Below are 26,174 nucleotides of genomic sequence, written 5' to 3' on the forward strand. Positions count from 1 at the left end.
CCCTAAACGTTCATCGTCCGATTGAACCTCTAAACAACCAAGTAGGGCTCTGGCAGACATCTCCTGAGCAGAAGCAGAGTACCCGTTGAACACAACGGCCGAGACGAAGGCTGTAGCAGTGACCAATTGCAACTTCATAGGCTTAATGGACTCCATGTTTAATGGCTCCTTGGCAAAGGCGATCTGATCTAAGCGCAACACATCTATAGGGTGATTTCAACCTTGTTGGATTTGATTGCCTACCTCAGACAAAGACATGGGACCCTCCAGAAAGCCCAAGAACGGTTTTGATGGGCGGAGTTTGTGGTCCTCTTGGTGAAACCAAAGTTATTCGCCCAGCGATCACCATCGCCAACCGACCAAAGCTTCCAAGCGATTCTTCCTATCGTTGGTTAGCGAGTTCTTTTTGCTCCTTTGGTTGTTGACCCAACTGCCTAACCTGAATCCAGTTGCAGAAATGTATTTTTGTTTTGGCGAACCATTCCCGACTTCATTGATGTAGGCCAACAACTCTGCATAGCCTCGCTCCCAAGCGGCATCACGACTGTTCCACGCCCAGCCATTAAGGCTTTCCAGAAGCTGGATTTGCTGATCGTCTAGTTTATTTCGGTTGGCTCTCTGCTTTTGTATCCATTTGTTGACATCCAAACCTTTGAATGGATGTGAACCTTTGATTCCGTAAACCGAGTTTCCCTGGGCAACATACTCACGGGTCAACTCAAAAGACTCCTGCCACTTGGATCTTCTGGTGTTCCACACCCAGCCGGGCAATTTTTCCAGTTTTCGTTTCTTCTCTGCAGTGAGACGCCCTTTCCTCTCATTTTGACGGTTTGTGTGAACCCACTGACCAAGCTTGAAACCGTCTCGAGAAACAAAGGCTTTTTCAACATTTGCTGTTCCGAATTGCGTTACGTGCTGACACAAGTTTGCAAAACCCATTTGCCACTGGTCTTCGAATGGAGCCCATGTCCATCCATCTAGCGCTTCCAGCTTCTCGATCCGTTCTGGAAGCAACGCCTCTCTTCTCGTCCTCTGAATGTTAACAAACTGCCCTAACCTGTTGCCACTGGCGTCGACATATCTCGCTGGAATATTGCAGTGTCCTTGTGTTCGCGAGTAACCGCTTAAGAGGCCAAACCAGAACTCCCAAGACGCAGTAGTCTCCTCCACCAGTTGAACCTTGATTGCCTCTGAGAAAGACGCATTCACGGACTTAGGCAGGTCAAACACGATCTTCTCAGGCTTGATCTCGACCTTTTCCGCCCCTTTGCGACCCATCTCAGTCCGGTAGTTGTCGAGTTCGTCCGCAAGAACCTCATCGTGTGATCTCAATGCCTTCAGAACGTCCCAAACCGGCTTGAATACACTTTGCTCGATCTGGTCTTCTGCGTTGTCCCCGGACTCGATGAACACTGGAAGGACAATCGTCCCAACCTTCTTGCCTTCGCTCCTTCGGATGGCACGTCCGACGGCTTGAATAATGTCCACCTGACTGCCTCTTGGGTCGATAAAGGCAACCCCATCCAATGCAGGTACATCAACCCCTTCAGACAAGCATCGGGCGTTGGTAAGGATGCCCCGCTGATCGTCTTCGAGGGTCTTTAGCTTACCGATCTTCCTTGTGCGTTCCCCGGTTGGCATCGCCCCAGAGACATAGTCTGACCACATGGAACCACTGGGTCGATCCACTTCTGGCACTAACTCAATAATGTCCGAGACCTCTTGCGAGAACTGCTTGGCCGCATTCACTCGACTGTGGAAGGAAATCACCCTCTGGAGGTCATAGTCACGGATAGCTTTGATCAGCGCAATCTTTGCCGCCAGCGATCTAGCATCTGTGTGTATGTCAGGTCTGAACTGGAGCAGTTCTCCTTGGTCGATCCACTCGGCCACCATCGGTTCATCAACACCTACGACCACAACTTGGTAGTTTGTCAGCAGATCACGTTCTATCGCCTCACCAAAGGTCAGCCTGTGTAACTCAGGTCCGAATACCTCTGGATCATCCATACTCAGGATTTCGACATCACGGGCCTTTGCGGCATCCCGAACAGACTTTCCAAAGATACGAGGCGTTGCAGTTGTGAACAGCCGTTTGTTGGACCTGATCTTCTCGCCGTCCAATACCGAGGCAAAACCAGCATCGGCCTTTCCTGCACACCTATGGGCTTCATCCGCGATAGTTAGATCGAACGAGGGAACGCTTGTATCTCCTTGCGCTTGTGCGATGAGGTCAGATGATTGATAGGTGCAGAAGACCACCTTGGGGTCTGGTCTGGATAGGAATGCCGCAATCTCAGATACATCAGATGTTACGGGGAACGGGGCGTCTGACGTACGCATGTCCTCCGATTGACGACCAACTGACTTGTCAGAGCAAACGTTCAGAACTTCGATGTCTTCTTTGGATGCCCAAGTCCATTCTCTCATGGTTTGAGACAGCAGGTTCAACGAGGGAACAAGAACCAGAGTGGATTTTGCGTTGAGCCTTTCCTTCACCCACAGGGTTGTAAACGTCTTACCCGTGCCACACGCCATGATCATCTGACCACGGTCGTTTGTGTTAAACCCCTTTGCGACCGCATCGATGGCTTCTAGCTGGTGATCCCGTGGTTTTGGCTTTGGTTTTGGCCCTGCTTTGGGAAGATCGGCATAGGTCTGAGGGTAATCAACGGCTGCAGCTTGCAAGTCCTTGAGCAGATGTAGCGTCACGGATTTGTCTTGGTCTTCTGAATTGCAGACTCTTTTGGCGTTTGGGCTGATGCGATCTGTGGATGCAATCAAGAGCCGCTTGTCTATAACCGACCTACCACTCTCACTGAGGAAGCTGTCCATGCTCTTCTTAGAGATCGAACTAGCCGGATCGTAGCACTTGGCTTGGACAGCCCAGATGTCGCCGTTGCGGTGCCTGAACACGAGGTCTATGCCACAGTCTGGACCCCATTTGTCAGGCCATTCGTCCCACAACCAAACCTCGTCCACCTGAGTTGACCACTCGGGGTCTTTCTTCAGGAACCACTTCACGAAAACCTCGAAGGCTTTGCCGTAGTTAGGCTCCTGTCTCAGTGATTGGATGAAAGTATCGAAGTCAGCCATTGGTTGTCAGGTTACATGATTGCAGAGGCAAGATGTTCTCAAATCGTTCGCTATATGGACCCAGGGGCCTCCAAATGTATTGTCTCATTATGGATAATACCCCTTACGATCATCCTCATGTAGAAGATCAATCCTAAGACCCCCTGTATCCTTTACCGTGATAGGAACCATGACCCTGAGGCCCGACTGTTGCTCACAGTAGTTACAAATCGTTCCCCTCAAGGTTTGCGCAGCTACAACAACATCAGACTCTTTAACGATTAGGCTATCATGCACAGGGTATGCGGGAACGTTTTGATCCCTGAGAGCCTCAAGTGTTTGTAGGATCATTTCAGACTCATGGAACGGTAGGTACCCAGCTCCATTGATGTACCCCGAAACATCCCCCCTATCATCAAACCTAGGCTCCATGTCGTTTAATCCCGGGATGGCCTTAAGCATGGCGTCACGAAAGTGCTCAAAGTCCTCTTGGGTAACCCCTGTGTTCTTCTTGAGGTCTCGCGATGGAGAACGTTTCTGTGGGTTGCCTGAGCCAATAAGATCCATGCAGACCCCTTTGGCCACTTCACGGGCTTTATCCATATCCTCGTAGTAGAATGTTAGGCCTGTGATCTGGGTGTAGACATCAAACCATGTGCCACTTGGGGAAAGCCCATTGAGTTTGTACCCCAGAAGGGAGTTCAAAAGGGTTGGCTGTGATCCCCTGATGTCGATCTCAACAACAGGTTCCCCATCGATTGTTGCCTGCCTCCGCTCCGGGCCACTCATGTTGGTCCACATGCCATACAAGCGTCCCCCCGAGATTAAGCTTTCGTCATGGAATATCCGGGTAGCACAGCAGGCGGCATCCCCATTGGGAAACACGAGTGGGTGATCTGACCAATACTGGTTTTGTTGTTCCACTCGAACCTGCGCAGCCCGGAAATCATCACCAAATCGTTCCCTTGCCACCTTCTTCGTAAGTCGCTTCTTTCGATACCCATGTGCCTCCCTGTAGGCACGCTGTTGACGGCTTTCGATAACATTCACCTGCACCAACTCACATGTGGCTTCCATGAACCGTGCATCAGCCAAGTCCTTGGGGAAGGCTGCTGTGTTGACGTCATAGACCGATAGCGTGGGGTTCGCTTTCCACTGATCCATGTCATCCTGATAGAAGCCAACGGTACCTGTGTCGGGCACAAGTGTGATGAACCCGCGCTGGGCAAAGGCATCAATGACCCTGGGACCGATATCCTTTCCTACCAAGGGATACTGAGACCAAGCAGCAGCTTTCCGGGCAACTCCTACACGCCCGTGAGAGGTCTGACAGGCATACAAGAGGGATGCGACAGCGATGGTGTAGGACTTGCCTCTTTTGCCACTCCTTGGGAACGAAAACTCCTCAAGAAACAGATCACATAGGATGGTAGCTATCTCGTTCCGGGGTTCCCTCGTGGGATGGTATCGGTGAGACATAGGTATCTTGATATCGGCATGCTGGTTCATGCGACTTCCTTTCGAAATTCACTGGGAAAAAATGGCGTTTTAAGGGGCGTTGAGGTCTCTCGGGCGGTTTACCCCTTGAAGAACCCCAAGCCCCCCTATTCGGCGCTTTCTGGCTGCTCTACGAGGCATCCTACGCAGCTTCCTCCAGCACATCGTCCAGTGTCTCGACGTAGGCCAGCACATGCTCCAGTGTCGGCTCGTCTTGATCTTTGAGGATACCATTGATCTGCCAGAGCAGCTTTTGGCGTCCACCGTCCATATCGTATGGACAACGTGGGTCTTCAGTGGATCCACTCGCAGCCTGCTTCTCACGGTGCCTTTTGTTGGCTTCCCGCTTTTTGTCGTTAATCCCCTTGGACGTGGCCTTGCCCTCAGCGATAGCGATCAACTCGTAGGCTCTGGACTTCTTGATGGTGCAATAGCGTTCGAGAAACTCAGGAAACGTCATCTTCCCTTTGATCTGCTCCTTAGCCTGCAACAGAAGCAACCCAGCAGACCTGTACTGATCCTCAGCCCTGCCTTCGTGCTTTCGACCAGCTTCATCGTGACCATTGATCTGACACCCCAGATACTCAAGGGACGGGTCAGATGGCACAGTCGTGAGTGCGCAGGGATGCTCGTGTGTCTCCATGTGGAACAGATGGGATGGCCACCGCCACACGTCAAGGGCTAGTGCATAATTGCAACACAACCTATACGTTATTCCGTGATCGCCGGGGCCGGGATCGTCTCATGTGGTGCAGACGTCATGCCTGTGAAACGTTCTCAGGTGAACCAAAAGGAGCCTTGTCATCCACTGTTACGATGCGAAAGGGGATCCATAGCTACATTTCCCCTTACACAGTTCCACAACCCCAAAGGCCGCTCAGTTACGCTCTCCAAGCCTCATAGGACTATTCTAGGCGCCTTAGGTGTCCTTGTCGTATTGACCCTTGAACGCCCCTAATTCGGCCTCTGAGGCAAGCCTACGGCCATTCTGATGGGAATTGTGTGGGCAGGCCTCAGGTGAAGAGGTAACCACACCTGCGAAACGGGAGTAACGCAAGAAACTTGCCCACTCGGCACCGTCGCACGCTCCGTGTGATAAGTCATGTTAATTCAACGGTTCCGTCTGGCTTAGGTTTCTTCCATCGGGATGATCAAGCCTCTTCAATCGTCACAGCGGTTCCCGAAGCAACCAGTATTACCATGGTCCCCACGGCACTCAATTCCACGTAGTCCAGATCAACGCCAACAACCGCATTGGCACCAACCTCATAAGCCTCCTTTTTGAGTTCATACAAAGTAGTGCGGCGGGCGTCTCTTAGGGTATTTTGTACAGCCTCAGATCTCCCACCTACGATGTCACGAACACTGGCAAACAGATCCTTGAATATGTGCATACCAAAAGCACATTCAGCGGTTACAACTTCGATACGTTTGGTGATACTAATGCCCTGCGGATAAGCCTCCGTGGTTAGCATTATGGCTTCGATTGCTGCGTTAAGCTGTGCATGTTCAAGTTTCCTCTGCTTGACTTGATCAGGCGAACTGGTGCCGACACTTTCAAGAAAGCACTCTTGGCACATCCCTCGGTTTCCACCGAATAGACCAAGTTCCTTTCCGCATACCGAACAACTAGCCATGCCCTACCTCCCATTTCGCTAGTCACTCTTTCATCTCAATAGACATCCTACCAGTGGGCTTCGGATGTTTGTTTCCCTGTTCCCCACCAAGCAGCGCGTCACCAGAGCCACCCACGTACACGATCCTGAACTCAGCCTCCCCAAGGGCTTTGCACTGGCTACAGCGACACTTGCTTACCGCGTGGTGTACACTGGCCTCTCTTCCAAGACGTTCAATGAGCAAAGTCACAGGGATGAGACTCGTGTGTCCGCAAACGCCACAGGTGAGGGCTAGGTGGTTGTTCGTGATCGAAGCAAGGCGGGTCATGGGAGTGACGAAGGTGAGGCACGGGTGACTCGCTGTCAAATGGACCCTATAGAAAACACCCCTGTGGACCCTATGTAATTGCCTAACATATTGAAAAATAGTGATCGTGTACGAACCATTTGTTAAGACTCTGGGCCAAATTGCGGCCCGCCCGTGCTAGCGTTCGCGCGGGAATAACGGGTGGGACATGAAGGATGATCGGCAATCCACTGACCGACATGCGTCTGCGGCTGCATGGAACGCAGGCGTTACGGACTATCGAGAGCTATTGGACCGGGCTGGCGTGCGGCGGACACCTCCCGCGCAGGTCACAGATTGATCCGGCCGCCATTCAGGATGCCTTGGAATACGCATTCCTGGCAGATCGTATCGGCGCGTGCCACGCGCGGCTGCGTGTCGCCGGGGGTGCCGTGGCGCAGGTGTTCGGTGAGGACGTGGCGGGGGTTCTGCTGTCAATGATCCTCACACCCTCGGCCCGGTCGCGGTTCGATGCCGGACTGCGCGACTGTTTTGAGACGGGTCAAAGCCTTGAGATCGAGCTTTGCGCCTCCCAAAGATCGATCACCGCGCGCATGACTCTCTATCCGCTGTGCAACGAAGAGGCACGGGTGATGCACCTGCTGGGCTGCCTTGTCGTGTCCGGTGCCGGACCCGCGGCACCGGTCCGGTTTGATGACGTGGCGATTGTTGCCAGCGAGAGGCCGAAACGATTGAGGTGTGAAACACCACGCCCCAGGTTGCGCCTCGTGGTCGACAATGGGCGACCTTGAAGAGTGGGTGACCTGGAAACAGGAAGGGGCGCACCGATCCGGCGCGCCTTTTCAAATCGTTTTTGCGGGGATCAGCCCGCTTTTGCTGCCGACTGTGCCTCGCGCCGCGAGGTCAGTTCCTCAGCCACGAGGAAGGCCAGTTCCAGAGATTGCGATGCGTTGAGACGCGGATCGCAGGCTGTGTGGTAGCGGTCGCTCAGATCTTCCTCGCTCACCGCCCGGACACCTCCGGTGCATTCGGTCACATCTTGACCGGTCATCTCGAAATGCACACCACCGGGAACGGTGCCCTCGGCATTGTGAACCGCGAAGAATTCCTTGACCTCGCGCAGAACCGCATCGAACGGACGGGTCTTGTACCCGGTGGACGACTTGATCGTGTTGCCGTGCATCGGATCACAGACCCAAGTTACGTTGGCCCCTTCTTCGGCCACGGTCTTGATCAAACGCGGCAGATGCTCGGCCACCTTGCCCGCACCGAACCGCGCGATCAGCGTCAGCTTGCCCGCTTCGTTCTCGGGGTTCAGTTTTGCCATCAGGACCTTGAGATCTTCGGCTGTTGTGGTCGGCCCGCACTTGAGCCCCACCGGGTTCAGAACGCCGCGTGCGAATTCCACATGCGCGCCATCCGGCTGACGGGTGCGGTCGCCGATCCAGATCATGTGACCGGAGCCGGCCAACCACTTGCCGGAGGTCGAATCCTGACGCGTCAGCGCTTCTTCATACTCGAGCAGCAGCGATTCATGGCTGGTGTAGAAATCCACCGTCTGCAGCGACGGTTCGCGGTCGGAATCAAGACCGGCGGCCTTCATGAAATCCAGCGTGTCGCTGATCCGGTTCGCCATGTCGCGGTACTTTTCCGATTCCTCGCGGTCGGTGAAGCCAAGCGTCCACTGGTGCACCTGATGCACATCGGCATAACCACCGGTCGAGAACGCGCGCAGCAGGTTCAGCGTTGCGGCCGCCTGCGTATAGGCCTGCAGCATCTTCGCCGGATCGGGAATCCGTGCTTCGGGTGTGAAGGCCAGTTCGTTGATGATGTCGCCGCGGTAGCTGGGCAGCTCCACACCATCCACAACTTCGGTCGGCGCGGACCGCGGCTTGGCGAACTGACCGGCCATCCGGCCCACCTTGACCACGGGCACCTTGGCGCCGAAGGTCAGGACCATCGCCATCTGTAACATCACCTTGAAGGTGTCGCGAATGGAGTTCGCGCTGAACTGATCGAAGGCTTCGGCGCAATCGCCGCCCTGAAGCAGGAACGCCTCGCCGCGCGATGCCGCACCCAGCGCTTTTTTCAACTTTCGCGCTTCGCCCGCAAAGACCAGCGGCGGATACTTCGACAGCTGGGCCTCGACAGCCTCCAGCTTTGCCTGATCCGTATACTCAGGCATCTGCACCCGCGGTTTCGCGCGCCAGCCTGATTTTTGCCACTCGGTCATCGTCTCTACTCCGGTCAATCCAAGTAAGTTAGCGTTAGCGGGCCCGCTATACAGAAACCGCTCCGGTCTGACCAGTAAGGAATCGCCCCCGATGCCTTGACCCCGGGCGTCACTTCTGACCTTGTGACCTGCAACGTGCCGAAGAGCACAGCCGAAGGTCACTTGAATATGCTACCGACACGCCAGACCGTTGAACTCGATCACGTGCCAAACAGACCCCGCCGGTTTGTGTTTGTTCTGCTGCCGGAATTCACCATGCTGTGTTTTGCGGCAGCGGTTGAATCGCTGCGCATTGCGAACCGGATGGCCAACCGCAAGCTCTATGACTGGACGATCATCGGAGAAGGTGGAGAGGCGATAACCTGTTCGGCAGGTGTGTCATTCCAGCTTGATTCCGACCTTATCGAGCTGAACCGCGATGATGTCGTGATCGTGTGCGGCGGGATCGACGTGCAGAAAGCGACAACCAAGCGCGTGATCAACTGGCTGCGCCGCGAAGCCCGGCGTGGCCTGTCGATCGGCGGGTTGTGCACCGCTGCCTACACGCTTGCGACAGCAGGATTGCTGGACGGCAAGCGGGCAACGATCCACTGGGAAAACCAGGACAGCTTTTCCGAAGAGTTCCCGGAAGTGACACTGACGAAGTCGATCTTCGTGGTTGATGGCAGTCGGATCACCACCGCCGGCGGCACCGCATCAGTGGATCTCATGCTCAAGATCATCGCGGACGATCACGGCGAGGAACTGGCGGGCGCTGTCGCGGATCAGCTGATCTACAACTCGATCCGCACCGATCAGGACACGCAGCGGCTCTCCGTGCCAACCCGCATCGGCGTGCGTCATCCGAAACTGTCCAAAGTCATCCAGATGATGGAGCAGAATATCGAAGAGCCGATCAGCCCCTCGGTGTTGGCGCAACAGGTTGGCATGTCCACGAGGCAGCTGGAGCGCCTGTTCCGCCGTTATCTCAACCGCAGTCCGAAGCGGTATTACATGGAACTGCGCCTTCAGAAGGCGCGCAACCTGCTCATGCAGACGGATATGAGCGTGATCAATGTGGCGCTGGCCTGCGGCTTTGCCTCACCGTCGCATTTCTCGAAATGCTACAGGGCGCATTACGAAACCACGCCCTACCGCGAACGCGGAGCGCACGCGTCGCGCCTTTCGGTGTAACCCCGTTCAGAACTGGGCGTTCAAGTCGTTGAAGTCGGTGTTGAACTGAAAATTCACGCTGACGATCGCATCGTCCAACTGATGCAGTACCAGATACGCAAAGATGTAGCTGATCCCGCTCCGGTATGAGATCAACTCCTGTGCCCAGCCGTTTTCCATCTCGTTGCGGCGCACCAGCGCGACCTCGGTGAAGTCCTGCGGGAAGATCTGCCGAACGCGACCCTGCAGATCGTCCAGTTGCTGAATCGTCATCTCGTCTGCGCCGCCGAACCTCAGCATCACGGATTTGATGTCACGCGATGTCATGTACTGGTCCAGAGTGCTGCGCAGTTCATCATAGTCACGGAACACGCCGTCCTGGGCTGCCGCCCCCTGCGCAAGGACCAGAGAAATCGCTGCCATGCAGCTGAAAACAAAAGGTTTCATGGGATGTTCCTTCGAAGGTTCACCATGTGAGTGTGACTCCGCCCATCCATCTAAGCAATCGCTGACACCGCGATCTTGTGGGCAGGTGTTCCGGCACCGGGATTGCAAGTCATTATCAACTGCAAAATCAGTGGGTTGAGCGATCCGCCCTGCCCTTGTAAAGCGGGCGCAATTCAAGGGGAACGTCATGTCCGCCGCGATCAAACTTGCTGTTGGAAGCCTACTGATTGGCGGTGTGGTCCTTGGGCTCAAGGTTCTGGCGTGGTGGCTCACGGGCTCTGTGGCGCTTCTGTCGGATGCGCTTGAGAGCACCGTCAACCTGACAACCGCGTTGGCGGCTCTGGTGGCCATCCAGGTTGCGCAACGGCCTGCGGATTCAAATCATCCCTTCGGTCATCACAAGGCCGAGTTCTTCAGCGCCGTTCTCGAAGGCGTCATGATCATCATTGCAGCGCTGTTCATCCTGCGGGAAGCCTATGAGGGTTTTCTGAACCCCCGCGCGCTTGATGCGCCGCTCGAGGGGGTGCTGATCAACGCAGGGGCAACGGCCATAAACGCGTTCTGGGCCTATATCCTTATCCGTCAGGGGCGCAAGTTGCGGTCCCCTGCCCTTGTGGCCGATGGCAAACATCTGTGGACCGATGTGGTCACGTCGGTCGGTGTGGCGGGTGGCGTGCTGCTTGCCATGGTCAGCGGATGGTGGCTCTTCGATCCGATCATGGCGGCGTTGGTGGCAGTGAATATCCTGTGGTCCGGGTCCCGCGTCGTGAAGGCTTCGTTGAGCGGACTGATGGATGAAGCGGTGTCCGAAGACTCGCTGTCGCGGATCCGGGATGCGATCTCGGACGCGGCCGAGGGTGCCGTCGAGGCGCATGACCTGCGCACCCGGCACGCCGGTCAGGCGACCTTTGTCGAATTTCATCTGGTGGTTCCCGGCGACATGACCGTGTTCGACGCGCATGAAATCTGCGACCGGATCGAGGCGGCAATCGGCAAAGCCGTTCCCGACAGCCGCGTGACGATCCACGTCGAGCCCGAACACAAACAGAAGCACACCGGAATTGTTGTTTTAGATTGAACATTTACGGACCGTTCTTCAAGAATCCATCCCTGTTCGGATAAATTTTCGGATTTGCCCTGAATTGCGCTACCATGCCCGAGACATCACCCAGCTGGCGACAATCGCATGGCTGGCAGCTCGGGGAGGGCACACGATGGCGTTTGCAGTATCGGGACAGGGTATGAGTGCGGGAGAGGCGCGGACGCATTTCCGCGATGCGGTCGCGTATCTGCGTGGCTCTGATATGGCGCGGTCCATACTGGAAGAACTCAGTGACCTGCCGGAACGGGTCATGATCAAGATCGGCTCCGACATTGAGCCGAAATACCGCCACCCCAAAGCGGATGACGGTATCGATGGCGGTATCGTCGAATGGAACCCGGACATGTCGCTTGACGTGTTCGACAGCCCTCGTGAACGACCAAACGCCGCCTGGGTCCGCAACAAGAAGGAGCGCTATGGGCTTTTCTGGCGCAAGTCCCGGCAGATCCGGGAATACGGAACACTGTCTCCAGCCATCGCGCTCATTCACGAGCTTGGCCACGCGTATCAGTTCTTCGGCGACCGCGACGGATACCGGCAAGCCATGAAAACCGTGGGTTCACCGCAGGAAGACAACGTGGTCGGTGGCATCGAGACCGTTGTCATCACCGAGCTTCGGCAGCTTGGCCACAACGAAGGAATACGCTGGTATTACGGTCACACCGCCTGACCAGCATCAGCTATTCGGGTTATCCGGACGGGTCGTTTATGACCCAATGCCTGCCAGGCGGTAGAGCGCGCCATTTCCGACGCTCAGAAACCACAGCGCGCCGTCCGGTCCCTGCCGTACGTCCCGGACACGCAGGGTGCTGTCTCCACTGATCTGTTCGACCTCGCGCAGCGGCGACCCTTCCAGCCGGGAGATGTAGTCGAATTTGAGTGACCCAACGAACATGTCACCGGCCCAGTCGGACATCTGGCTGCCATCATAAAAGGCCATTCCCGAAGGTGCGATGGACGGATCCCAATAGGTTTCAGGCTGTTCCATTCCGGGCTTTTCGGTTCCCTCGCCGATCGACATGCCGGAATAGTGGCGGCCATACGCAATGACCGGCCAGCCGTAATTCGCGCCCTTGCGGATGCGGTTCACTTCGTCACCACCGCGCGCGCCGTGTTCGTTGACCCACAGCTGACCCGAGGCATCGATCGCCGCGCCCTGAGGGTTGCGATGCCCGTAGGACCAGATTTCGGACTGGACGCCTGCTGTGTTCACAAAAGGGTTGTCCGCAGGTACTTCACCATCCTTGGTGATCCGCAGAACCGAACCATTGTGCAAGCTGCGGTCCTGCGCCGAGGGGCGGTCTCCCCGGTCTCCGACGGTCAGGAAAAGCGTGCCATCAGGCGCTTCGACCAGGCGCGATCCGAAGTGGCGCCCGCCGCTTGATCCGGGCGCGATTTCGAAAATCGTTTCGTGCCTGCTCAGCGCTGTTCCGTCCTCACTCAGGACGGCTTTGGTGACCGCCGTTCCGCTTCCGCGCCCCTGCTGTTTCGCATGAGTGAAGAACAGCGTGCGGCTTTGCGCGAAATCCCGCGGCACGAGCACGTCGAGCAAACCGCCCTGACCGTCCAGATAGACCTCCGGCGGGTTGCGCAGCGTCACGGCGGCCGCGCCCGGCGTGACAAGCAGCACGGACCCGTCGCGTTCGGTGAGAACGATTTTACCATCTGGTAAAAAACCGAACGCCCAAGGCGTATCAAGACCGGTGACCACGGCCGAGACCTGAACCGGCCCGGCGCTGGTCTGCAGGGTCTCGGATGCAACCTGTGCCATCGCGCCCAGAGGCGCTGCGGCGAGGATCAGAGACAGAGAGAGCGAACGCAGGATTGGCATGGTCACACCTTTGCTTTGAGACTGTTGCTGTGGAGCCCGGTTGTTCTTCGGATATGGGTGCAGCTGCCGTTACGGCAAGCGCGCCAACGCAGATGTGAGCGGTGCCCTGCCAACGCAAAAAGTTTCTCAGCCGCTCAAGGCTTTCCCGTAAGGCATTGATTTTCCGCAATGTGCTGGCGCGGGCCGCATTGCGACGGGTCTTTTCTTTTCCCCGCCATCTGAATATCGTCTGCGCCAGAACATAACGATGTTCCAACATGGGAGTGTATACATGAAAAAGTTTCTCACAGCCACGGCGGCGGGTGCGCTGCTTGCGGGCGCGGCATTTGCCGGCAGCCATTCGAACGAGATCAAGATGGGCATCATTCTGGGCTTTACCGGCCCGATTGAATCCCTGACTCCGGCGATGGCAGCAGGTGCCGAGATTGCGATGGCAGAAGTGTCTGAAAGCGGGCAGCTTCTGGGCGGTGCCACCGTGACCCCGGTCCGCGCAGACTCGACCTGCGTTGACAGCGCCGCAGCGACTGCGGCTGCAGAGCGTCTGATCACCAGCGACGGCGTAATGGGCATCATGGGCGCGGACTGCTCGGGCGTGACCGGCGCGGTTCTGGCGAACGTCGCGGTGCCGAACGGCATGGTGATGATTTCCCCGTCTGCCACGTCCCCTGCCCTGTCGGCGGCTGAAGACAACGGCCTGTTCTTCCGTACCGCGCCGTCCGATGCGCGTCAGGGTGAAGTTCTGGCCAACATCCTCGTTGAAAAAGGGATCAACAGCGCGGCTGTGACCTATACCAACAACGACTACGGCAAAGGCTTTGCCGACGCGTTTCAGGCGGCTTACGAAGCCGCAGGCGGTTCTGTGACCCTGTCGGCGCCGCATGAAGACGGCAAGGCGGATTACTCTGCCGAAGTCGGCGCGCTGGCGTCTGCAGGTGGCGATGCGCTGGTCGTTCTGGGCTATGTCGATCAGGGTGGTGCAGGCATCATTCAGGGCGCGCTGGACACAGGTGCGTTCGACATGTTTGCCATGGGTGACGGTATGATCGGTGACTCGCTGGCCGAGCGCTTCGGTAGCGACATCGAAGGCATGATCGGCACCGCCCCCGGCTCCGACAACGCCGGTGCGGCCATGTTCGCCGAAATGGCAACAGCAGCGGGCATCGACGGCACTTCCGTCTACGCCGGTGAATCCTATGACGCGGCGGCGCTGATGCTGCTGGCCATGGCAGCCGCCGGTTCGAAAGAGCCGGGTGACTACGCCTCGCACGTCTTCCACGTCGCCAACGCTCCGGGCGAGCCGATCCTGCCGGGTGAACTGGGCAAGGCGCTCGAGATCATCGCGGGCGGCGGTGACGTCGACTATCAGGGCGCAACAGGCGTCGAGCTGGTCGAGCCGGGTGAAGCGTCCGGCTCCTACGCGGAGTTCACCGTGGAGGGTGGCGCGCTCAAGGTTGTCGGCTACCGCTGATCGTCAAGCATTTGACCAACAGGCGGCGCGGGAGTCATCCCGCGCCGTTTCACTATAAAAGGCGGAACAAAACCAACCGCCACAGGGATAGACGATGATCGAGGTGAAAAACCTACACCGCCATTTCGGCGGGTTCCGTGCGGTTGATGGTGCCACACTCGAAATCGAGACTGGCTCCATCACCGGGCTCGTAGGCCCCAATGGCGCCGGAAAAACCACACTTTTCAATGTTGTAGCGGGCGTTCTTCCACCGACCTCTGGACAGGTCTTGATGGCGGGCGAGGACATCACCGGACTGCCGCCGCATGTTCTGTTTCACAAAGGTCTGCTGCGGACTTTCCAGATTGCGCATGAATTCGCATCCATGTCCTGCCGCGAGAACCTGATGATGGTGCCCGGAGAACAGACCGGCGAGACACTCTGGAACACATGGTTCGGGCGCAAGCGCATCGCGGACGAGGAGCGAGCGCTGCGGGCCAAGGCGGACGAGGTGCTGGAATTCCTGACCATCGAACATCTGGCTGACCACAAGGCGGGTCAGGTGTCGGGGGGTCAGAAGAAGCTGCTGGAGCTGGGCCGCACCATGATGGTCGATGCGCGCATCGTCTTTCTGGACGAGGTGGGCGCAGGGGTGAATCGCACCCTGCTCAATACTATCGGTGACGCGATCATCCGGCTCAACAAGGAACGTGGCTACACGTTCTGCATGATCGAACATGACATGGATTTCATCGGGCGGCTCTGTGATCCGGTGATCGTGATGGCCGAGGGCAAGGTACTCTCGAAAGGCACGATCGACGAGATCAAGGCCGATGAACGCGTGATCGAGGCCTATCTGGGCACCGGGCTGAAGAACAAGGAAGCGGTCGGATGAGCGACAACCCGTATCAGGACGCCCGCGGGAATAAGGACGCGTCGATCACCAATCCGCATGGTCAGGGCACCCTGACGGCGTCGGGCACGCAGGAACATCCCATGCCGGGCAAAGACGGGCCGTTCCTGATTGGCGAGAACATGACCGGCGGTTATGGCAAGGCGGGACCGGATATCCTGCATGACTGCACCATTGCCGTTGAACGCGGTGAGATCGCGGTGATTGTCGGACCCAATGGCGCCGGCAAATCCACTGCCATGAAAGCCGTTTTCGGGATGCTCGACCTTCGGCAGGGCCGCGTGCTTCTGGACGGTCAGGACATCACCGCGCTGACGCCGCAGGCGCGGGTGCGCAACGGAATGGGCTTTGTCCCACAGACATCGAACATCTTCACGTCGATGACGGTCGAGGAAAATCTCGAGATGGGTGCGTTCATCCGCGAGGACGATTTCCGCAGTACAATGGAGCAGGTTTACGAGCTGTTCCCGATCCTGCGGGAAAAGCGAAACCAGCCTGCAGGTGAGCTGTCCGGTGGTCAGCGTCAGCAGGTGGCCGTAGGTCGCGCGCTGATGACTCAGCCCAAGGTGCTCATGCTGGACGAACCGACAGCGGGTGTGTCGCCTATCGTCATGGACGAACTCTTTGACCGGATCATCGAAGTGGCGCGGACGGGCATTTCGATCCTCATGGTGGAGCAGAACGCCCGGCAGGCGCTGGAGATCGCGGACAAGGGCTATGTGCTTGTGCAGGGGTCGAACGGGTATTCCGGCACCGGAAAAGATCTTCTTGCGGACCCGGATGTGCGCCGGTCCTTCCTTGGCGGATGACGGGAGCGCCGGTGGAGATGTGGAATTTGCATATTTTTGAAAAGAAGAAGATGGGGATGCGCCCCATCCTGAGCGGAGGGTTCCCGACATGGACCTGCTGAATGGTTTTGTGGCGCTCGCCAATTTCGTGCTGATCCCGGCGATTGCCTATGGCAGCCAGCTTGCGCTTGGCGCGCTGGGGGTCACGCTCATCTACGGTATCCTGCGGTTTTCCAACTTTGCCCATGGCGACACGATGGCCATTGGCACCATGTTTGCTGTGCTCGTGACGTGGGGATTGCAGAGTGTCGGGGTGACGCTTGGCCCCTTCCCCACCGCACTGCTGGCCATTCCGTTTGGTATCGCAGGGGCGACGGCGCTGGTGCTGCTGACGGACAAATACGTCTACAAATTCTACCGGGCGCAGAAAGCCAAGCCGGTGATCCTCGTGATCGTGTCGATGGGGGTGATGTTCATCTACAATGGCCTGACGCGCATCATCATCGGGCCGGATGATTACCGCTTTGCCGATGGCGAGCGTTTCGTGATCTCGGCGCGCACGTTCCGCGACATGACGGGGCTGGAGGAAGGTCTGGCGCTGCGCACGACGCAGGTGATCACCGTGGTCACGGCGATTGCTGTGGTGGCCGCGCTGTTCTGGTTCCTGAACAAGACGCGCACCGGCAAGTCGATGCGGGCGTTTTCCGACAACGAGGATCTCGCGCTGCTGTCGGGCATCAACCCGGAGCGCGTGGTGCTGGTGACCTGGCTGATCGTGGCGTCTTTGGCGACCGTGGCCGGGGTTCTGTATGGCCTCGACAAGTCGTTCAAGGCGTTCACCTATTTCCAACTGCTGCTGCCGATCTTTGCGGCCGCCATCGTCGGCGGTCTGGGCAATCCGTTGGGTGCCATCGCGGGCGGTTTCGTGATCGCGTTTTCCGAGGTCGGTGTCACCTATGCCTGGAAGAAGGTGCTGGGGTATATGATGCCCGCGGGGCTGGAGCCTGACGGTCTGATGCAGATCCTGAGCACGGAATACAAGTTCGCGGTCAGCTTCGTGATCCTTGTGATCGTTCTGCTGTTCCGGCCAACCGGCCTTTTCCGGGGGAAGGCGCTATGAAGACCGTTTTGCTTTTTGCGGCTGTGGCCTGTCTCATTCTGGGCACCGGTTTCCTGCAAAGCTGGAACTCGGCGCTTCTCATTCTGAACATGGGCCTGATCAGCGCGATCATGGCGCTGGGGGTCAACCTGCAATGGGGCCTTGCCGGATTGTTCAACGTGGGCGTCATGGGGTTCGTTGCGCTTGGTGGACTGGCGGTTGTGCTGGTTTCCATGCCGCCGGTGAGCGCCGCCTGGGCTGCCGGTGGCGGGGGTATCCTGCTTGGACTGGTGCTTGGCGCGGCGACGGTTGCGGCTGCCGTGCTGACATGGACCCGTGCCGCAGGCCGCCTGCGGGGATGGGCGACGGCAGCGGTTCTGCTGGTTGGATTGGCGATCTACCGGATGGTGCTCGATCCTGCTGTGGAGGCGGTCGAAGCCGTGGATCCCGCGCTTGCTGGCTATCTTGGCGGGCTGGGTCTGCCGGTCCTGTTGGCGTGGCCCGTGGGCGGGTTGCTGGCAGCCGGCGCGGCCTGGATCATCGGAAAGACGGCTCTGGGCCTTCGGTCGGATTATCTTGCCATCGCAACGCTGGGCATTGCGGAAATCATCATTGCGATCCTCAAGAACGAGGACTGGATGGCGCGCGGCGTTAAAAACGTGATCGGCCTGCCCCGTCCGGTTCCCTACGAGGTGGATCTGCAGAACGACCCCGCTTTTGTCGAGCGTGCCAGCGGTTTCGGGCTCGATGCGACGACGGCATCGACGCTGTACGTGAAGCTGGAATACGGTGTGCTTTTTGCCATCGTTCTGATCGTTCTTCTGGTGCTGGCACAGCTTGCTCTGAAAAGCCCGTGGGGCCGGATGATGCGCGCGATCCGCGACAATGAAACCGCGGCGCGTGCCATGGGCAAGGATGTCACCGCACGACATCTGCAGGTCTTCATCCTCGGCTCGGCCATCTGTGGCATTGCGGGCGCGATGATGACCACGCTCGATGGTCAGTTGACACCGGGAAGCTATCAACCGCTTCGCTATACCTTCCTGATCTGGGTGATGGTGATTGTCGGTGGGTCGGGCAACAACCTTGGCGCGGTGCTTGGCGGGTTCCTGATCTGGTTCCTCTGGGTGCAGGTCGAACCGATGGGCCAGATCGTGATGACGGCAATCACCGCAGGCATGGCCGATGGCTCGGCGCTGAAGGAGCACCTGCTGGACAGCGTGCAGCATATGCGCCTGTTGACCATGGGAGTGATCCTGCTTCTTGTTCTGCGTCTGAACCCGCGGGGACTTCTTCCCGAGAAGTAGAATTGCCCCGGCGTATGAGACCTTTCGCCAAGTGACGGCGCGGCCGGAACCGCCTAGTCTGGAAAGACAGGCAGAACACCGCCGCGTCTGCCGCAAAGACGAAAGAAGTGAGCAGACCCATGCGAGACATACCGACATCAGCGCTGACCGCATTGGTGGTGGACGACCATCCCCTGTTTTGCGATGCCCTGATGCTGACGTTGCGCTCGATCGCGGATTTCGAAGAGATCGAGACCGCCGGCACGCTTGAAGCCTCACTCGACAAGGTCAATGGCGGGCGTGAATTCGATATGATCCTGCTGGATCTGAACCTCCCGGATGTGAACGGTCTCGACGGGCTTGTGCGGCTGCGGACGGCGTCTCCGAAATCGACCATTCTGATCGTGTCGTCCATGGCGGACAACCGCATGATCGCCCATGCGCTCAAGGCCGGGGCGAATGGGTTTGTGCCCAAACATTCCCAGCGCGCGGTGTTCCGAAAGGCGTTCGATGCGGTTCGCGAGGGGCAGTCCTTCGTTCCGGACGGGTATATCGACCCGCAGGGACAGGACAGTACCCGAGACGCGCCGGAAGAAGCGCTGGCGCGGCTTGCATCCCTGACAAACCAGCAGGCGCGCATTCTGAACCTGATCTGCGAAGGCAAACTGAACAAACAGATCGCCTATGACCTGTCGATTGCCGAAACCACGGTCAAGGCGCATGTCACCGCGATCATGCGCAAGCTGGGCGTACACAGTCGGACGCAGGCCGTGCTGATTGCACAGGAAGCCCGCTTCAACCGAGTCTTGCCAAGCGACGCGTGATGCTCCTATCATTTCCGCCAGCCGACACTGGGGAACCAGAAAGTGGAAGGAAGCACGGTTTTTCCTGAGACGGACCATGCCGCGACCGCCACGGAGGTCATTGCAATTGCACAAGTGCGTTGTTGTGACCCCGACTCCGCCGACCAGATTGTTGACCAGCTTGGACCGGGACCATTCGAGCTTGTCTGCCTGTTCGTGTCGCCGGAGGCGGATTTCGATGGACTGGTCGCGCAGACCTCGCGCCGTTTCGGCGACGCGGATGTGCTTGCCTGTACCACGGCGGGCGAAATCGGGCGGTCCGGATACGAAGAGCAGCAGATCATCGCTGTCGCCTTCCGCAGCGGTCATTTCAAGATCCTGACCTATGCCATCGAGGGGCTGGACGATATCGACGAACAGAGCGTCGCCGGTACACTGATCGAGGCGCGTCTGACTCTTGCTCAGAAAAGACCAGACTGGCCGTCGGAGTTCGCGTTTCTCATGGTTGACGGGCTCAGCCTTCGGGAAGAGCAATTGACCGCTTTTCTGTCTGCCGGTCTGGGGCCGACGCCTCTGTTCGGCGGGTCCTCGGGGGATGGAACGCGTTTCGGTCAGACGTGGCTGGCCCGCAACGGCAAGATCATGAAGAACGCTGCAGTTGTGGTGCTGGCCCGCTGCGACCGGCCCGTAAGGGTCTTCAGCCTGGATCACCTTATCCCGACCGAGCAGCGCATGGTGGTCACATCAGCCTCACCGGATCAGCGGATCGTTCACGAGATCAACGCAGAACCCGCCGCGCTGGAATACGCGCGCCTGCTTGGCCTCGACCCCAGCCAGCTGGACCAGTTCACCTTTGCCGAACATCCGGTGGTCGTGCGTCTGGGCGACGTGCATCATGTGCGCGCCATCCAGCAGGTGAAAGAAAACCATGATCTGGTGTTCTTTTCCGCCATCAACGAAGGCATGGTTCTGACGCTGGCCACACATGACGACATCGTCGCGCATCTCGACCGGGGTCTTGGCGAGCTGGCGAAACAGAGCAAACCCGAATTCATCCTTGGCTGCGACTGCATTCTGCGGCGGATCGAGGCCGGTCGGCTTCAGAAATCCCGGGCGGTATCGGACGTGTTGCAGGACCATAACGTGATCGGATTTTCGACCTATGGTGAGCAGATCGGCGGCCTGCACGTCAATCAGACCCTGACGGGTGTCGCGATCTATCCCGCTCTCAATGCTGGCGAAGAAACCTGACATGTCTTTGATCAATCCGACCGACAGCCTTGAGCGGCAGAACGAGAAGCTTCTGAAGATCGCAGACAGCCTGATGCGGAGGGTCGAGTATGGCACCTCGCAGTCCGGTGCGGCCTATGCCCAGTTCGAGCGCGCGGCGCTTCTGGAAAAAAGGGTTCGGGAGCGGACGCTGGAGTTGGAACGGACGCTGGACCTGCTTCACGACGCGAATGCCCAACTGGCCCGCGCGAACGAGGAAACCGAAGCAGCGCGGCGCAACCTTGCGGATGCCATCGAAACCATCTCGGAGGGATTTGCGCTCTTCGATCCCGACGATTACCTCGTCATGTGCAATTCGCGCTTCTGCCGCGATTTCAGGGACACGGCGCATGAGCTGAAGCCGGGGCTGGCGTTTGACAGCTATGTGGATCGGGTCAGCCGGTCTGCCTATCTTTACCTGCCAGACCATGAAGACCGGAACACCTGGGCCAAGATGCGCCGCAAGCGCCACAAAGACCGGCGCGTCATGTTCAATGTGCAGCTGACCCAGGATCGCTGGCTTCAGGTTTCGGAACACCGAACAGCCAATGGCGGCACTGTTGTTCTGCAGACCGACATCACCGACATCATGCGGATCGAACGGCAGGAACAGGCCAAGCTGCGCGACAAGCAGGCCCGCATGATCCGGGCGACACTGGACCATTTGAACCAGGGCGTTTGCATTTTCGACGAAAACGCACGGCTGGTGGGATGGAACCAGAAGCTGGGCAGCCTGCTGTCGATCCCGGCGCGACGGTTGCGCATCGGCGCGTCGTTCATTGGCTTGCTCGACGATCTGGATGATGCGTTTCAGTTCACCCGCGGCATCGATCGGGCGTCGTTCCGGCGGTGGGCGGTGTCGGACGGGTTGCGCCAACCGGTTTCCTTTGAAGTGCAGCGGGGCGACAATGTGATCCTTCACATTTTCGGCCGCGCGATGCCGGACCGGGGGTTCGTGATCTCTTGCACCGATGTGACGGCAGAGCGTGAGGCCGCGCAGAAGCTGTACGAGTTGAACGAAATCCTTGAACAGCGCGTGATGGAGCGGACGCTGGAACTGGAAGACGCGCTGAGCGCCGCTGAACGGGCCAACGCATCCAAGTCGCGTTTTGTCGCGGCGGCAAGTCACGACCTTCTGCAGCCTCTGTCCGCGGCCAAGCTGTTCATGGCGTCCCTGTCGGACAAGATCACCACACCGAACGAACAGGCGGTGCTGTCGAAGGCGGAAACGGCGCTGGGTGCGGCGGAGCAGATCATCGACGCCCTGCTCAACATCTCAAAGCTCGAGTCGGATGGTCTGAGCTTCGACATCAGACCCGTGGCGCTGCGGGAAATCTTTGACCCCCTGCGCGATGAGATGGAAATTCTGGCGGCACAGAAAGGGCTGACGCTGCGGATACTGGACAGTTCGCATGTGGTGGAATCCGATCCGGCCTATCTCCGGCGCATCGTGCAGAACCTTCTGACCAACGCCATCCGCTATACGGATGCGGGGCGCGTGGTTGTCGGGGCACGCCGCAACGGAGAAAGCGCCCGTATCGAAGTCTGGGATACGGGGCCGGGTATTGCCGAGGAAGACCAGAACTCGATCTTCGAAGAGTTCCGACGTCTGGATACAAAGGCGAGCAACAATGACGGGCTTGGCCTTGGGCTTGCCATCGTGGAACGTGCCTGCGCACGGCTTGGGCACCCTGTTGGTCTCTGGTCGGAACCGGGGCGCGGATCGTGTTTCATGATCAATGTGCCGATAGCCCGGCGGGCCGAACCCCATATGCCGTCGAAATCGCGCAATTCTTCTGCCATCGGACTGACCAACAGCGGATTGATCGTTCTGCTGGTCGAGAACGACCCGCAACTGCGCCGTGCAATGTCGATCCTGATCGAAAGCTGGGGAGTCAGCGTGATCGAGAGCGAAGATGCAGAAAGCGCTTTGGATCTGATGGAAGATCTCCAGATTACACCTGACGCTCTGCTTCTTGATTACCAGCTTGGCGAGGGGGCAACCGGTACCGAGCTCTACGAAGAACTGACCCGCCGTCTGGGCCGCCTGCCCTGCGCGATCGTGTCGGCAGAACGGTCGGTTCAACTGCGTCAGGAGACCAAGCGGCTGAATATCGAGTTGCTGCTCAAGCCTCTGGACCGCGCCAAGCTTGTTGAGTTCCTGCACGGTGCGGCGCAGGAAGCTGTGGGTTAAGGACTATTCGGCTATCTTCCTGGCCTTGCCGTCAGGCGCGACGAGGTAATCCTTGACCCGTTCGGTGATTGCATCCGGCCAGCGCCGTGTCCGAAGGGCCACGGCCTCGGACAAGACCAGCGTGCCGGTGACTTCGACCCGCGTTTCCGCACCCGTCGTGCCCGTAAGTTCCAGCCACATGCTGCTGCGGCGCATCTCACGCACCGCCAGCCGCCATGTCAGGCGGTCCCCCAAACGGCTTGGGGCCGGGAAATCTGCGCTGATGTTCACGAAAGGAACGGACAAACCATCACTGCCCTGGATCTGGCTCATGGGCCAGTCAAGCGCCTCATCCAGCCAGTTTTCAATGACGGTATGCACCATATCGAAGTATCGCGGCAGAAAGACGATCCCCGAGGGTTCGCAATCCCGCAGCATTACATCGTGAACATATGTATATGTCGGCATTCCGGATGCATCCCAAAACAATTTACCATGTGCCGGCTGCCACCGAACACGTCATGTATCCTATAGAAAAGATGAATTTTTCAACATTTTTCGAACTTTTGTGCCATACCCAGACATACGACGAAAGTCGTAGGGAGCTCTGCGCGTTTTAGCGTGCAATCACGATATCTGCCCGCAACCCGCCGAGTGTCTCGCTTTCTCCGAGACGGAGCACGCCCCCATGAGCCCGCGCGATATCCGCCGCGATCGCAAGGCCGAGACCGACACCCGACCCCTTGTCCTGATTGCGCGCGGGATCAAGCCGAACGAAGGGTTTCAGGGCCGCATCCCGCTGGTCGGAGGAAATGCCGGGGCCGTCATCCTCGATCCGGATGCGCAGCGTTTTGTCGGTCAGCAACACCGAAACCTCGCACCGGTTGCCGTATCGTTCGGCATTGCCGATCAGGTTTTCGATGGCCCGTCGCACAGCGGTTCTCCGCAGCATGACCTGGCCCTGCCCCACCGAGGAAACCAGAGAAACAGATGTGCCAGACCGGATGCAGTCATCGACCACCATCTGCACGAAGTCCGGAATCTCGGTTGGCTCCGGTTTGCTGCTGTCCGCGTTGCCACGCGCGAAGTCGAGAAACGCGTCGATCAACTTTTGCATGTCGTCAATATCACGCTCCAGCGGTTCGCGTTCGGCATCGTCCAGCATCGACACACCGAGCCGGAGCCGGGTCAGCGGCGTGCGCAGATCGTGACTGATCCCGGACAGCATCATGGTGCGCTGTTCGATCTGCCGTTCGATCCGGGCACGCATGTCCAGAAATGCATGTCCTGCCGCACGCACCTCAATGGCGCCGGACGGCGAATAGTCCACATGCCGCCCTCGCCCAAACGCTTCTGCCGCGCCCGCAAGTCGGGTGATCGGGCGCAATTGGTTGCGCAGGTACAGGTAGGCGATCAGCGTCATCAGGGCGCCGAACACGACCATATTGACCAGAAGCTGATGCGGGTTCGAGGCCGAGGCCCGTTCGCGGTTGAATTCAACGAGTCTCAACGGGGCGTCGCCCCTCTGGACCCACACAAAAACGGTTCGGTCGTCGACCAGATGGATACGTTCCACGCCAAGCACATGCTCGTTCAAGGTGCGGATCACCACGATGCCGGAAAAATCATACCAGCGGCGCAGATCGGTGTCTGGCATCGGGTTGTCAGCCACTGACGGGAAATCGAGATTGAGAGCCGCCGCGATCGTGGGGTCAATCACCCAGTCCGGATCCAGTGCCGTGTTGATCTCGCGCGCGATCTCGCGGCTCATCTGTTCTGTGACACCCTCGAAATGGCGTTGAATGAACACCACGGACACCACAAGCTGCAGTGTCACAACGGGCAGAATGAGGATCAGCGCTGCACGTCCGTACAGCCCTCGTGGCATATAGCGTTTGAGCCAATTGAAAGTCATGCCGTCACGCTACTCCAGCATCCCCGAAAACAAAACGTCCCGCCATATCGGGGATTGCATTTCACCTGCGGGGCTGATGCTGTCTGGTCATGATCGATCCACAACCCGATTTCCGGCCTGATGTTGGCGTCGCAGAAGAACTGTCGTCCGGAGTGCGGCGGTTGCTTGCGCCGAATCCATCGCCCATGACCTATCGGGGAACAAACACCTATCTCGTGGGTCAGACCGAGATTGCGGTTATCGATCCCGGCCCCGACTCGCCCGCGCATCTGGCCGCGATTCTTGCTGCTGTCGGGTCTGCACGGGTGACAGCGATCCTCGTCACCCATGCGCATCTGGACCATTCACCCCTCGCCCGCACGCTCGCGAGGGAGACTGGCGCGCCGGTCTATGGGTTCTCTGACGCCACGGGGGGACGGAGCGCTGTCATGCAGCAGCTTGCGGATACCGGGCTGGTCGGCGGTGGCGAAGGCGTGGATGCGCAGTTCCAACCGGATATCTGCCTTGCCGACGGAGAGACCCTCACAGGGATGGACTGGCGGTTTCAGGCCCTGCACACGCCCGGACATTTTGGAAACCACCTGAGTTTCGCTCTGGATGACACGCTGTTCTGCGGTGATCTGATCATGGGATGGGCGAGTTCGCTGGTTTCGCCCCCCGACGGCGATCTGACGGATTTCATGGCCTCGTGCCGAAAACTGCGCGAGACGCCCTGGCGCGTTCTGCAGTCCGGACATGGTGCGCCGATCATGTATCCACAGGAGCGCATCGACTGGTTGCTGTCGCACCGCATGTCCCGCGAAGCAGCCTTGCTTGGGGCACTGGATTCAGGCGCCGCCACAGCCGCAGAGCTTGCGGCGCGCGTCTACATCGACACGCCAGCGGCTCTTCTACCCGCCGCAACGCGCAATGTGCTTGCGCATATGATTGATCTATATGGAAAAAACCGCGTCACGCCGGTTGGTGACCTCACCGCCGATGCAGCATTTCAATTGACGTAAGAAACATGCGATTTTTTTCTTCAAACCCTCTGGACGCGCCTGATCACTGTTGCTAAACCCCGCCTCGTGTTCCGGCGTAGCTCAGCGGTAGAGCAGTTGACTGTTAATCAATTGGTCGTAGGTTCGATCCCTACCGCCGGAGCCAAAAATCCGAAAAGCGCTCTTTGGCCGCTGCGTGATTGTTCACGTATCCAATCCATTTTTCGCTGAGTCGAACTTA

The 26,174-nt window shown here is 58.2% G+C and carries 22 protein-coding genes and 1 tRNA gene; 14 read left to right on the plus strand and 9 right to left on the minus strand.

What is annotated here, in order from left to right; all coding sequences use genetic code 11:
• Positions 1-342 precede the first annotated feature (342 nt).
• The 4 genes from MGEO_RS14395 to MGEO_RS14410 form a co-directional block, all read right to left on the minus strand.
• Complete coding sequence (locus tag MGEO_RS14395) at positions 343-3,096, minus strand: DEAD/DEAH box helicase (RefSeq protein WP_085639182.1); 2,754 nt, start codon at positions 3,094-3,096, stop codon at positions 343-345.
• Positions 3,097-3,183: 87 nt separating this feature from the next.
• Complete coding sequence (locus tag MGEO_RS14400; protein WP_085639185.1) at positions 3,184-4,584, minus strand: hypothetical protein; 1,401 nt, start codon at positions 4,582-4,584, stop codon at positions 3,184-3,186.
• A 130-nt stretch (positions 4,585-4,714) separates the two neighbouring features.
• Positions 4,715-5,215, minus strand: coding sequence for a hypothetical protein (locus MGEO_RS14405; RefSeq protein WP_146132414.1), 501 nt, complete (start codon positions 5,213-5,215; stop codon positions 4,715-4,717).
• Positions 5,216-5,723: 508 nt separating this feature from the next.
• Positions 5,724-6,209, minus strand: a complete 486-nt coding sequence (locus tag MGEO_RS14410; RefSeq protein WP_085639191.1) for a YbjQ family protein — start codon at positions 6,207-6,209, stop codon at positions 5,724-5,726.
• 501 nt (positions 6,210-6,710) lie between these two features.
• On the opposite strand from MGEO_RS14410, the gene MGEO_RS14415 reads away from it, so the two are divergent.
• Complete coding sequence (locus MGEO_RS14415; protein WP_085639194.1) at positions 6,711-7,286, plus strand: PAS domain-containing protein; 576 nt, start codon at positions 6,711-6,713, stop codon at positions 7,284-7,286.
• A 71-nt stretch (positions 7,287-7,357) separates the two neighbouring features.
• On the opposite strand, the gene MGEO_RS14420 is transcribed toward MGEO_RS14415, so the two are convergent.
• Positions 7,358-8,728 (minus strand): class II 3-deoxy-7-phosphoheptulonate synthase, encoded by a 1,371-nt coding sequence (locus MGEO_RS14420; RefSeq protein ID WP_085639197.1) that lies wholly within the window; start codon positions 8,726-8,728, stop codon positions 7,358-7,360.
• Positions 8,729-8,896: 168 nt separating this feature from the next.
• Between MGEO_RS14420 and MGEO_RS14425 the strand changes: the two genes are divergently transcribed.
• Complete coding sequence (locus MGEO_RS14425) at positions 8,897-9,901, plus strand: GlxA family transcriptional regulator (protein WP_085639406.1); 1,005 nt, start codon at positions 8,897-8,899, stop codon at positions 9,899-9,901.
• A gap of 6 nt (positions 9,902-9,907) precedes the next feature.
• On the opposite strand, the gene MGEO_RS14430 is transcribed toward MGEO_RS14425, so the two are convergent.
• The gene (locus MGEO_RS14430; protein WP_085639200.1) at positions 9,908-10,327 is read right to left on the minus strand and encodes a hypothetical protein; all 420 of its coding nucleotides are present in this window, start codon (positions 10,325-10,327) and stop codon (positions 9,908-9,910) included.
• 187 nt (positions 10,328-10,514) lie between these two features.
• Between MGEO_RS14430 and MGEO_RS14435 the strand changes: the two genes are divergently transcribed.
• Positions 10,515-11,405: a cation diffusion facilitator family transporter gene (locus MGEO_RS14435; protein WP_085639203.1), complete on the plus strand. Its 891-nt coding sequence runs from the start codon at positions 10,515-10,517 to the stop codon at positions 11,403-11,405.
• A 136-nt stretch (positions 11,406-11,541) separates the two neighbouring features.
• Positions 11,542-12,099, plus strand: coding sequence for a type III secretion system effector protein (locus MGEO_RS14440; protein WP_106299208.1), 558 nt, complete (start codon positions 11,542-11,544; stop codon positions 12,097-12,099).
• 36 nt (positions 12,100-12,135) lie between these two features.
• On the opposite strand, the gene MGEO_RS14445 is transcribed toward MGEO_RS14440, so the two are convergent.
• Positions 12,136-13,260, minus strand: a complete 1,125-nt coding sequence (locus MGEO_RS14445; RefSeq protein ID WP_085639209.1) for a PQQ-dependent sugar dehydrogenase — start codon at positions 13,258-13,260, stop codon at positions 12,136-12,138.
• Between the two features lie 271 nt (positions 13,261-13,531).
• Between MGEO_RS14445 and MGEO_RS14450 the strand changes: the two genes are divergently transcribed.
• From MGEO_RS14450 to MGEO_RS14485, 8 genes are all read left to right on the plus strand, one after another.
• Positions 13,532-14,728 carry an ABC transporter substrate-binding protein gene (locus MGEO_RS14450; protein ID WP_085639212.1) on the plus strand — a complete coding sequence of 399 codons (1,197 nt, stop codon included), beginning with the start codon at positions 13,532-13,534 and terminating at the stop codon, positions 14,726-14,728.
• A gap of 94 nt (positions 14,729-14,822) precedes the next feature.
• Positions 14,823-15,602 (plus strand): ABC transporter ATP-binding protein, encoded by a 780-nt coding sequence (locus tag MGEO_RS14455; RefSeq protein WP_085639215.1) that lies wholly within the window; start codon positions 14,823-14,825, stop codon positions 15,600-15,602.
• Positions 15,599-16,429, plus strand: a complete 831-nt coding sequence (locus tag MGEO_RS14460) for an ABC transporter ATP-binding protein (RefSeq protein ID WP_085639218.1) — start codon at positions 15,599-15,601, stop codon at positions 16,427-16,429. The genes MGEO_RS14455 and MGEO_RS14460 overlap by 4 nt, the downstream gene beginning before the upstream one ends.
• An 88-nt stretch (positions 16,430-16,517) precedes the next feature.
• Entirely contained in the window at positions 16,518-17,528 is a 1,011-nt protein-coding gene (locus MGEO_RS14465) for a branched-chain amino acid ABC transporter permease (protein WP_085639221.1), read from the plus strand.
• Positions 17,525-18,814, plus strand: a complete 1,290-nt coding sequence (locus tag MGEO_RS14470) for a branched-chain amino acid ABC transporter permease (protein WP_085639224.1) — start codon at positions 17,525-17,527, stop codon at positions 18,812-18,814. The genes MGEO_RS14465 and MGEO_RS14470 overlap by 4 nt, the downstream gene beginning before the upstream one ends.
• 119 nt (positions 18,815-18,933) lie before the next feature.
• Entirely contained in the window at positions 18,934-19,617 is a 684-nt protein-coding gene (locus MGEO_RS14475) for a response regulator (protein WP_085639226.1), read from the plus strand.
• A gap of 42 nt (positions 19,618-19,659) precedes the next feature.
• A complete protein-coding gene (locus MGEO_RS14480; RefSeq protein WP_085639229.1) occupies positions 19,660-20,847 on the plus strand; it encodes an FIST N-terminal domain-containing protein in 1,188 nt (395 codons plus the stop codon).
• 1 nt (position 20,848) lies between these two features.
• Complete coding sequence (locus MGEO_RS14485; RefSeq protein WP_085639232.1) at positions 20,849-23,059, plus strand: PAS domain-containing hybrid sensor histidine kinase/response regulator; 2,211 nt, start codon at positions 20,849-20,851, stop codon at positions 23,057-23,059.
• A gap of 3 nt (positions 23,060-23,062) precedes the next feature.
• Here MGEO_RS14485 and MGEO_RS14490 read toward each other — a convergent pair whose 3' ends face one another.
• Entirely contained in the window at positions 23,063-23,506 is a 444-nt protein-coding gene (locus MGEO_RS14490; protein ID WP_143746278.1) for an acyl-CoA thioesterase, read from the minus strand.
• A 148-nt stretch (positions 23,507-23,654) separates the two neighbouring features.
• Positions 23,655-24,953, minus strand: a complete 1,299-nt coding sequence (locus MGEO_RS14495) for an ATP-binding protein (protein ID WP_085639238.1) — start codon at positions 24,951-24,953, stop codon at positions 23,655-23,657.
• A 92-nt stretch (positions 24,954-25,045) separates the two neighbouring features.
• Between MGEO_RS14495 and MGEO_RS14500 the strand changes: the two genes are divergently transcribed.
• Together MGEO_RS14500 and MGEO_RS14505 are read left to right on the plus strand one after the other, a co-directional pair.
• Positions 25,046-25,954: an MBL fold metallo-hydrolase gene (locus MGEO_RS14500; RefSeq protein ID WP_085639409.1), complete on the plus strand. Its 909-nt coding sequence runs from the start codon at positions 25,046-25,048 to the stop codon at positions 25,952-25,954.
• Positions 25,955-26,024: 70 nt separating this feature from the next.
• Positions 26,025-26,099: transfer RNA gene (locus tag MGEO_RS14505), tRNA-Asn, on the plus strand.
• Positions 26,100-26,174: the final 75 nt, after the last annotated feature.

The organism is Marivita geojedonensis (assembly GCF_002115805.1).
Classification (GTDB): domain Bacteria; phylum Pseudomonadota; class Alphaproteobacteria; order Rhodobacterales; family Rhodobacteraceae; genus Marivita; species Marivita geojedonensis.

Coding starts and splice junctions, on each gene's coding strand:
- MGEO_RS14410 (WP_085639191.1), bottom strand. CDS start 6,209: ATGGCTAGTTGTTCGGTATGCGGAAAGGAACTTGGTCTATTCGGTGGA.
- MGEO_RS14470 (WP_085639224.1), top strand. CDS start 17,525: ATGAAGACCGTTTTGCTTTTTGCGGCTGTGGCCTGTCTCATTCTGGGC.
- MGEO_RS14495 (WP_085639238.1), bottom strand. CDS start 24,953: ATGACTTTCAATTGGCTCAAACGCTATATGCCACGAGGGCTGTACGGA.
- MGEO_RS14435 (WP_085639203.1), top strand. CDS start 10,515: ATGTCCGCCGCGATCAAACTTGCTGTTGGAAGCCTACTGATTGGCGGT.
- MGEO_RS14405 (WP_146132414.1), bottom strand. CDS start 5,215: ATGGAGACACACGAGCATCCCTGCGCACTCACGACTGTGCCATCTGAC.
- MGEO_RS14460 (WP_085639218.1), top strand. CDS start 15,599: ATGAGCGACAACCCGTATCAGGACGCCCGCGGGAATAAGGACGCGTCG.
- MGEO_RS14400 (WP_085639185.1), bottom strand. CDS start 4,584: ATGAACCAGCATGCCGATATCAAGATACCTATGTCTCACCGATACCAT.
- MGEO_RS14425 (WP_085639406.1), top strand. CDS start 8,897: ATGCTACCGACACGCCAGACCGTTGAACTCGATCACGTGCCAAACAGA.
- MGEO_RS14490 (WP_143746278.1), bottom strand. CDS start 23,506: ATGCCGACATATACATATGTTCACGATGTAATGCTGCGGGATTGCGAA.
- MGEO_RS14395 (WP_085639182.1), bottom strand. CDS start 3,096: ATGGCTGACTTCGATACTTTCATCCAATCACTGAGACAGGAGCCTAAC.
- MGEO_RS14415 (WP_085639194.1), top strand. CDS start 6,711: ATGATCGGCAATCCACTGACCGACATGCGTCTGCGGCTGCATGGAACG.
- MGEO_RS14475 (WP_085639226.1), top strand. CDS start 18,934: ATGCGAGACATACCGACATCAGCGCTGACCGCATTGGTGGTGGACGAC.
- MGEO_RS14430 (WP_085639200.1), bottom strand. CDS start 10,327: ATGAAACCTTTTGTTTTCAGCTGCATGGCAGCGATTTCTCTGGTCCTT.
- MGEO_RS14440 (WP_106299208.1), top strand. CDS start 11,542: ATGGCGTTTGCAGTATCGGGACAGGGTATGAGTGCGGGAGAGGCGCGG.
- MGEO_RS14455 (WP_085639215.1), top strand. CDS start 14,823: ATGATCGAGGTGAAAAACCTACACCGCCATTTCGGCGGGTTCCGTGCG.
- MGEO_RS14450 (WP_085639212.1), top strand. CDS start 13,532: ATGAAAAAGTTTCTCACAGCCACGGCGGCGGGTGCGCTGCTTGCGGGC.
- MGEO_RS14420 (WP_085639197.1), bottom strand. CDS start 8,728: ATGACCGAGTGGCAAAAATCAGGCTGGCGCGCGAAACCGCGGGTGCAG.
- MGEO_RS14445 (WP_085639209.1), bottom strand. CDS start 13,260: ATGCCAATCCTGCGTTCGCTCTCTCTGTCTCTGATCCTCGCCGCAGCG.
- MGEO_RS14465 (WP_085639221.1), top strand. CDS start 16,518: ATGGACCTGCTGAATGGTTTTGTGGCGCTCGCCAATTTCGTGCTGATC.
- MGEO_RS14485 (WP_085639232.1), top strand. CDS start 20,849: ATGTCTTTGATCAATCCGACCGACAGCCTTGAGCGGCAGAACGAGAAG.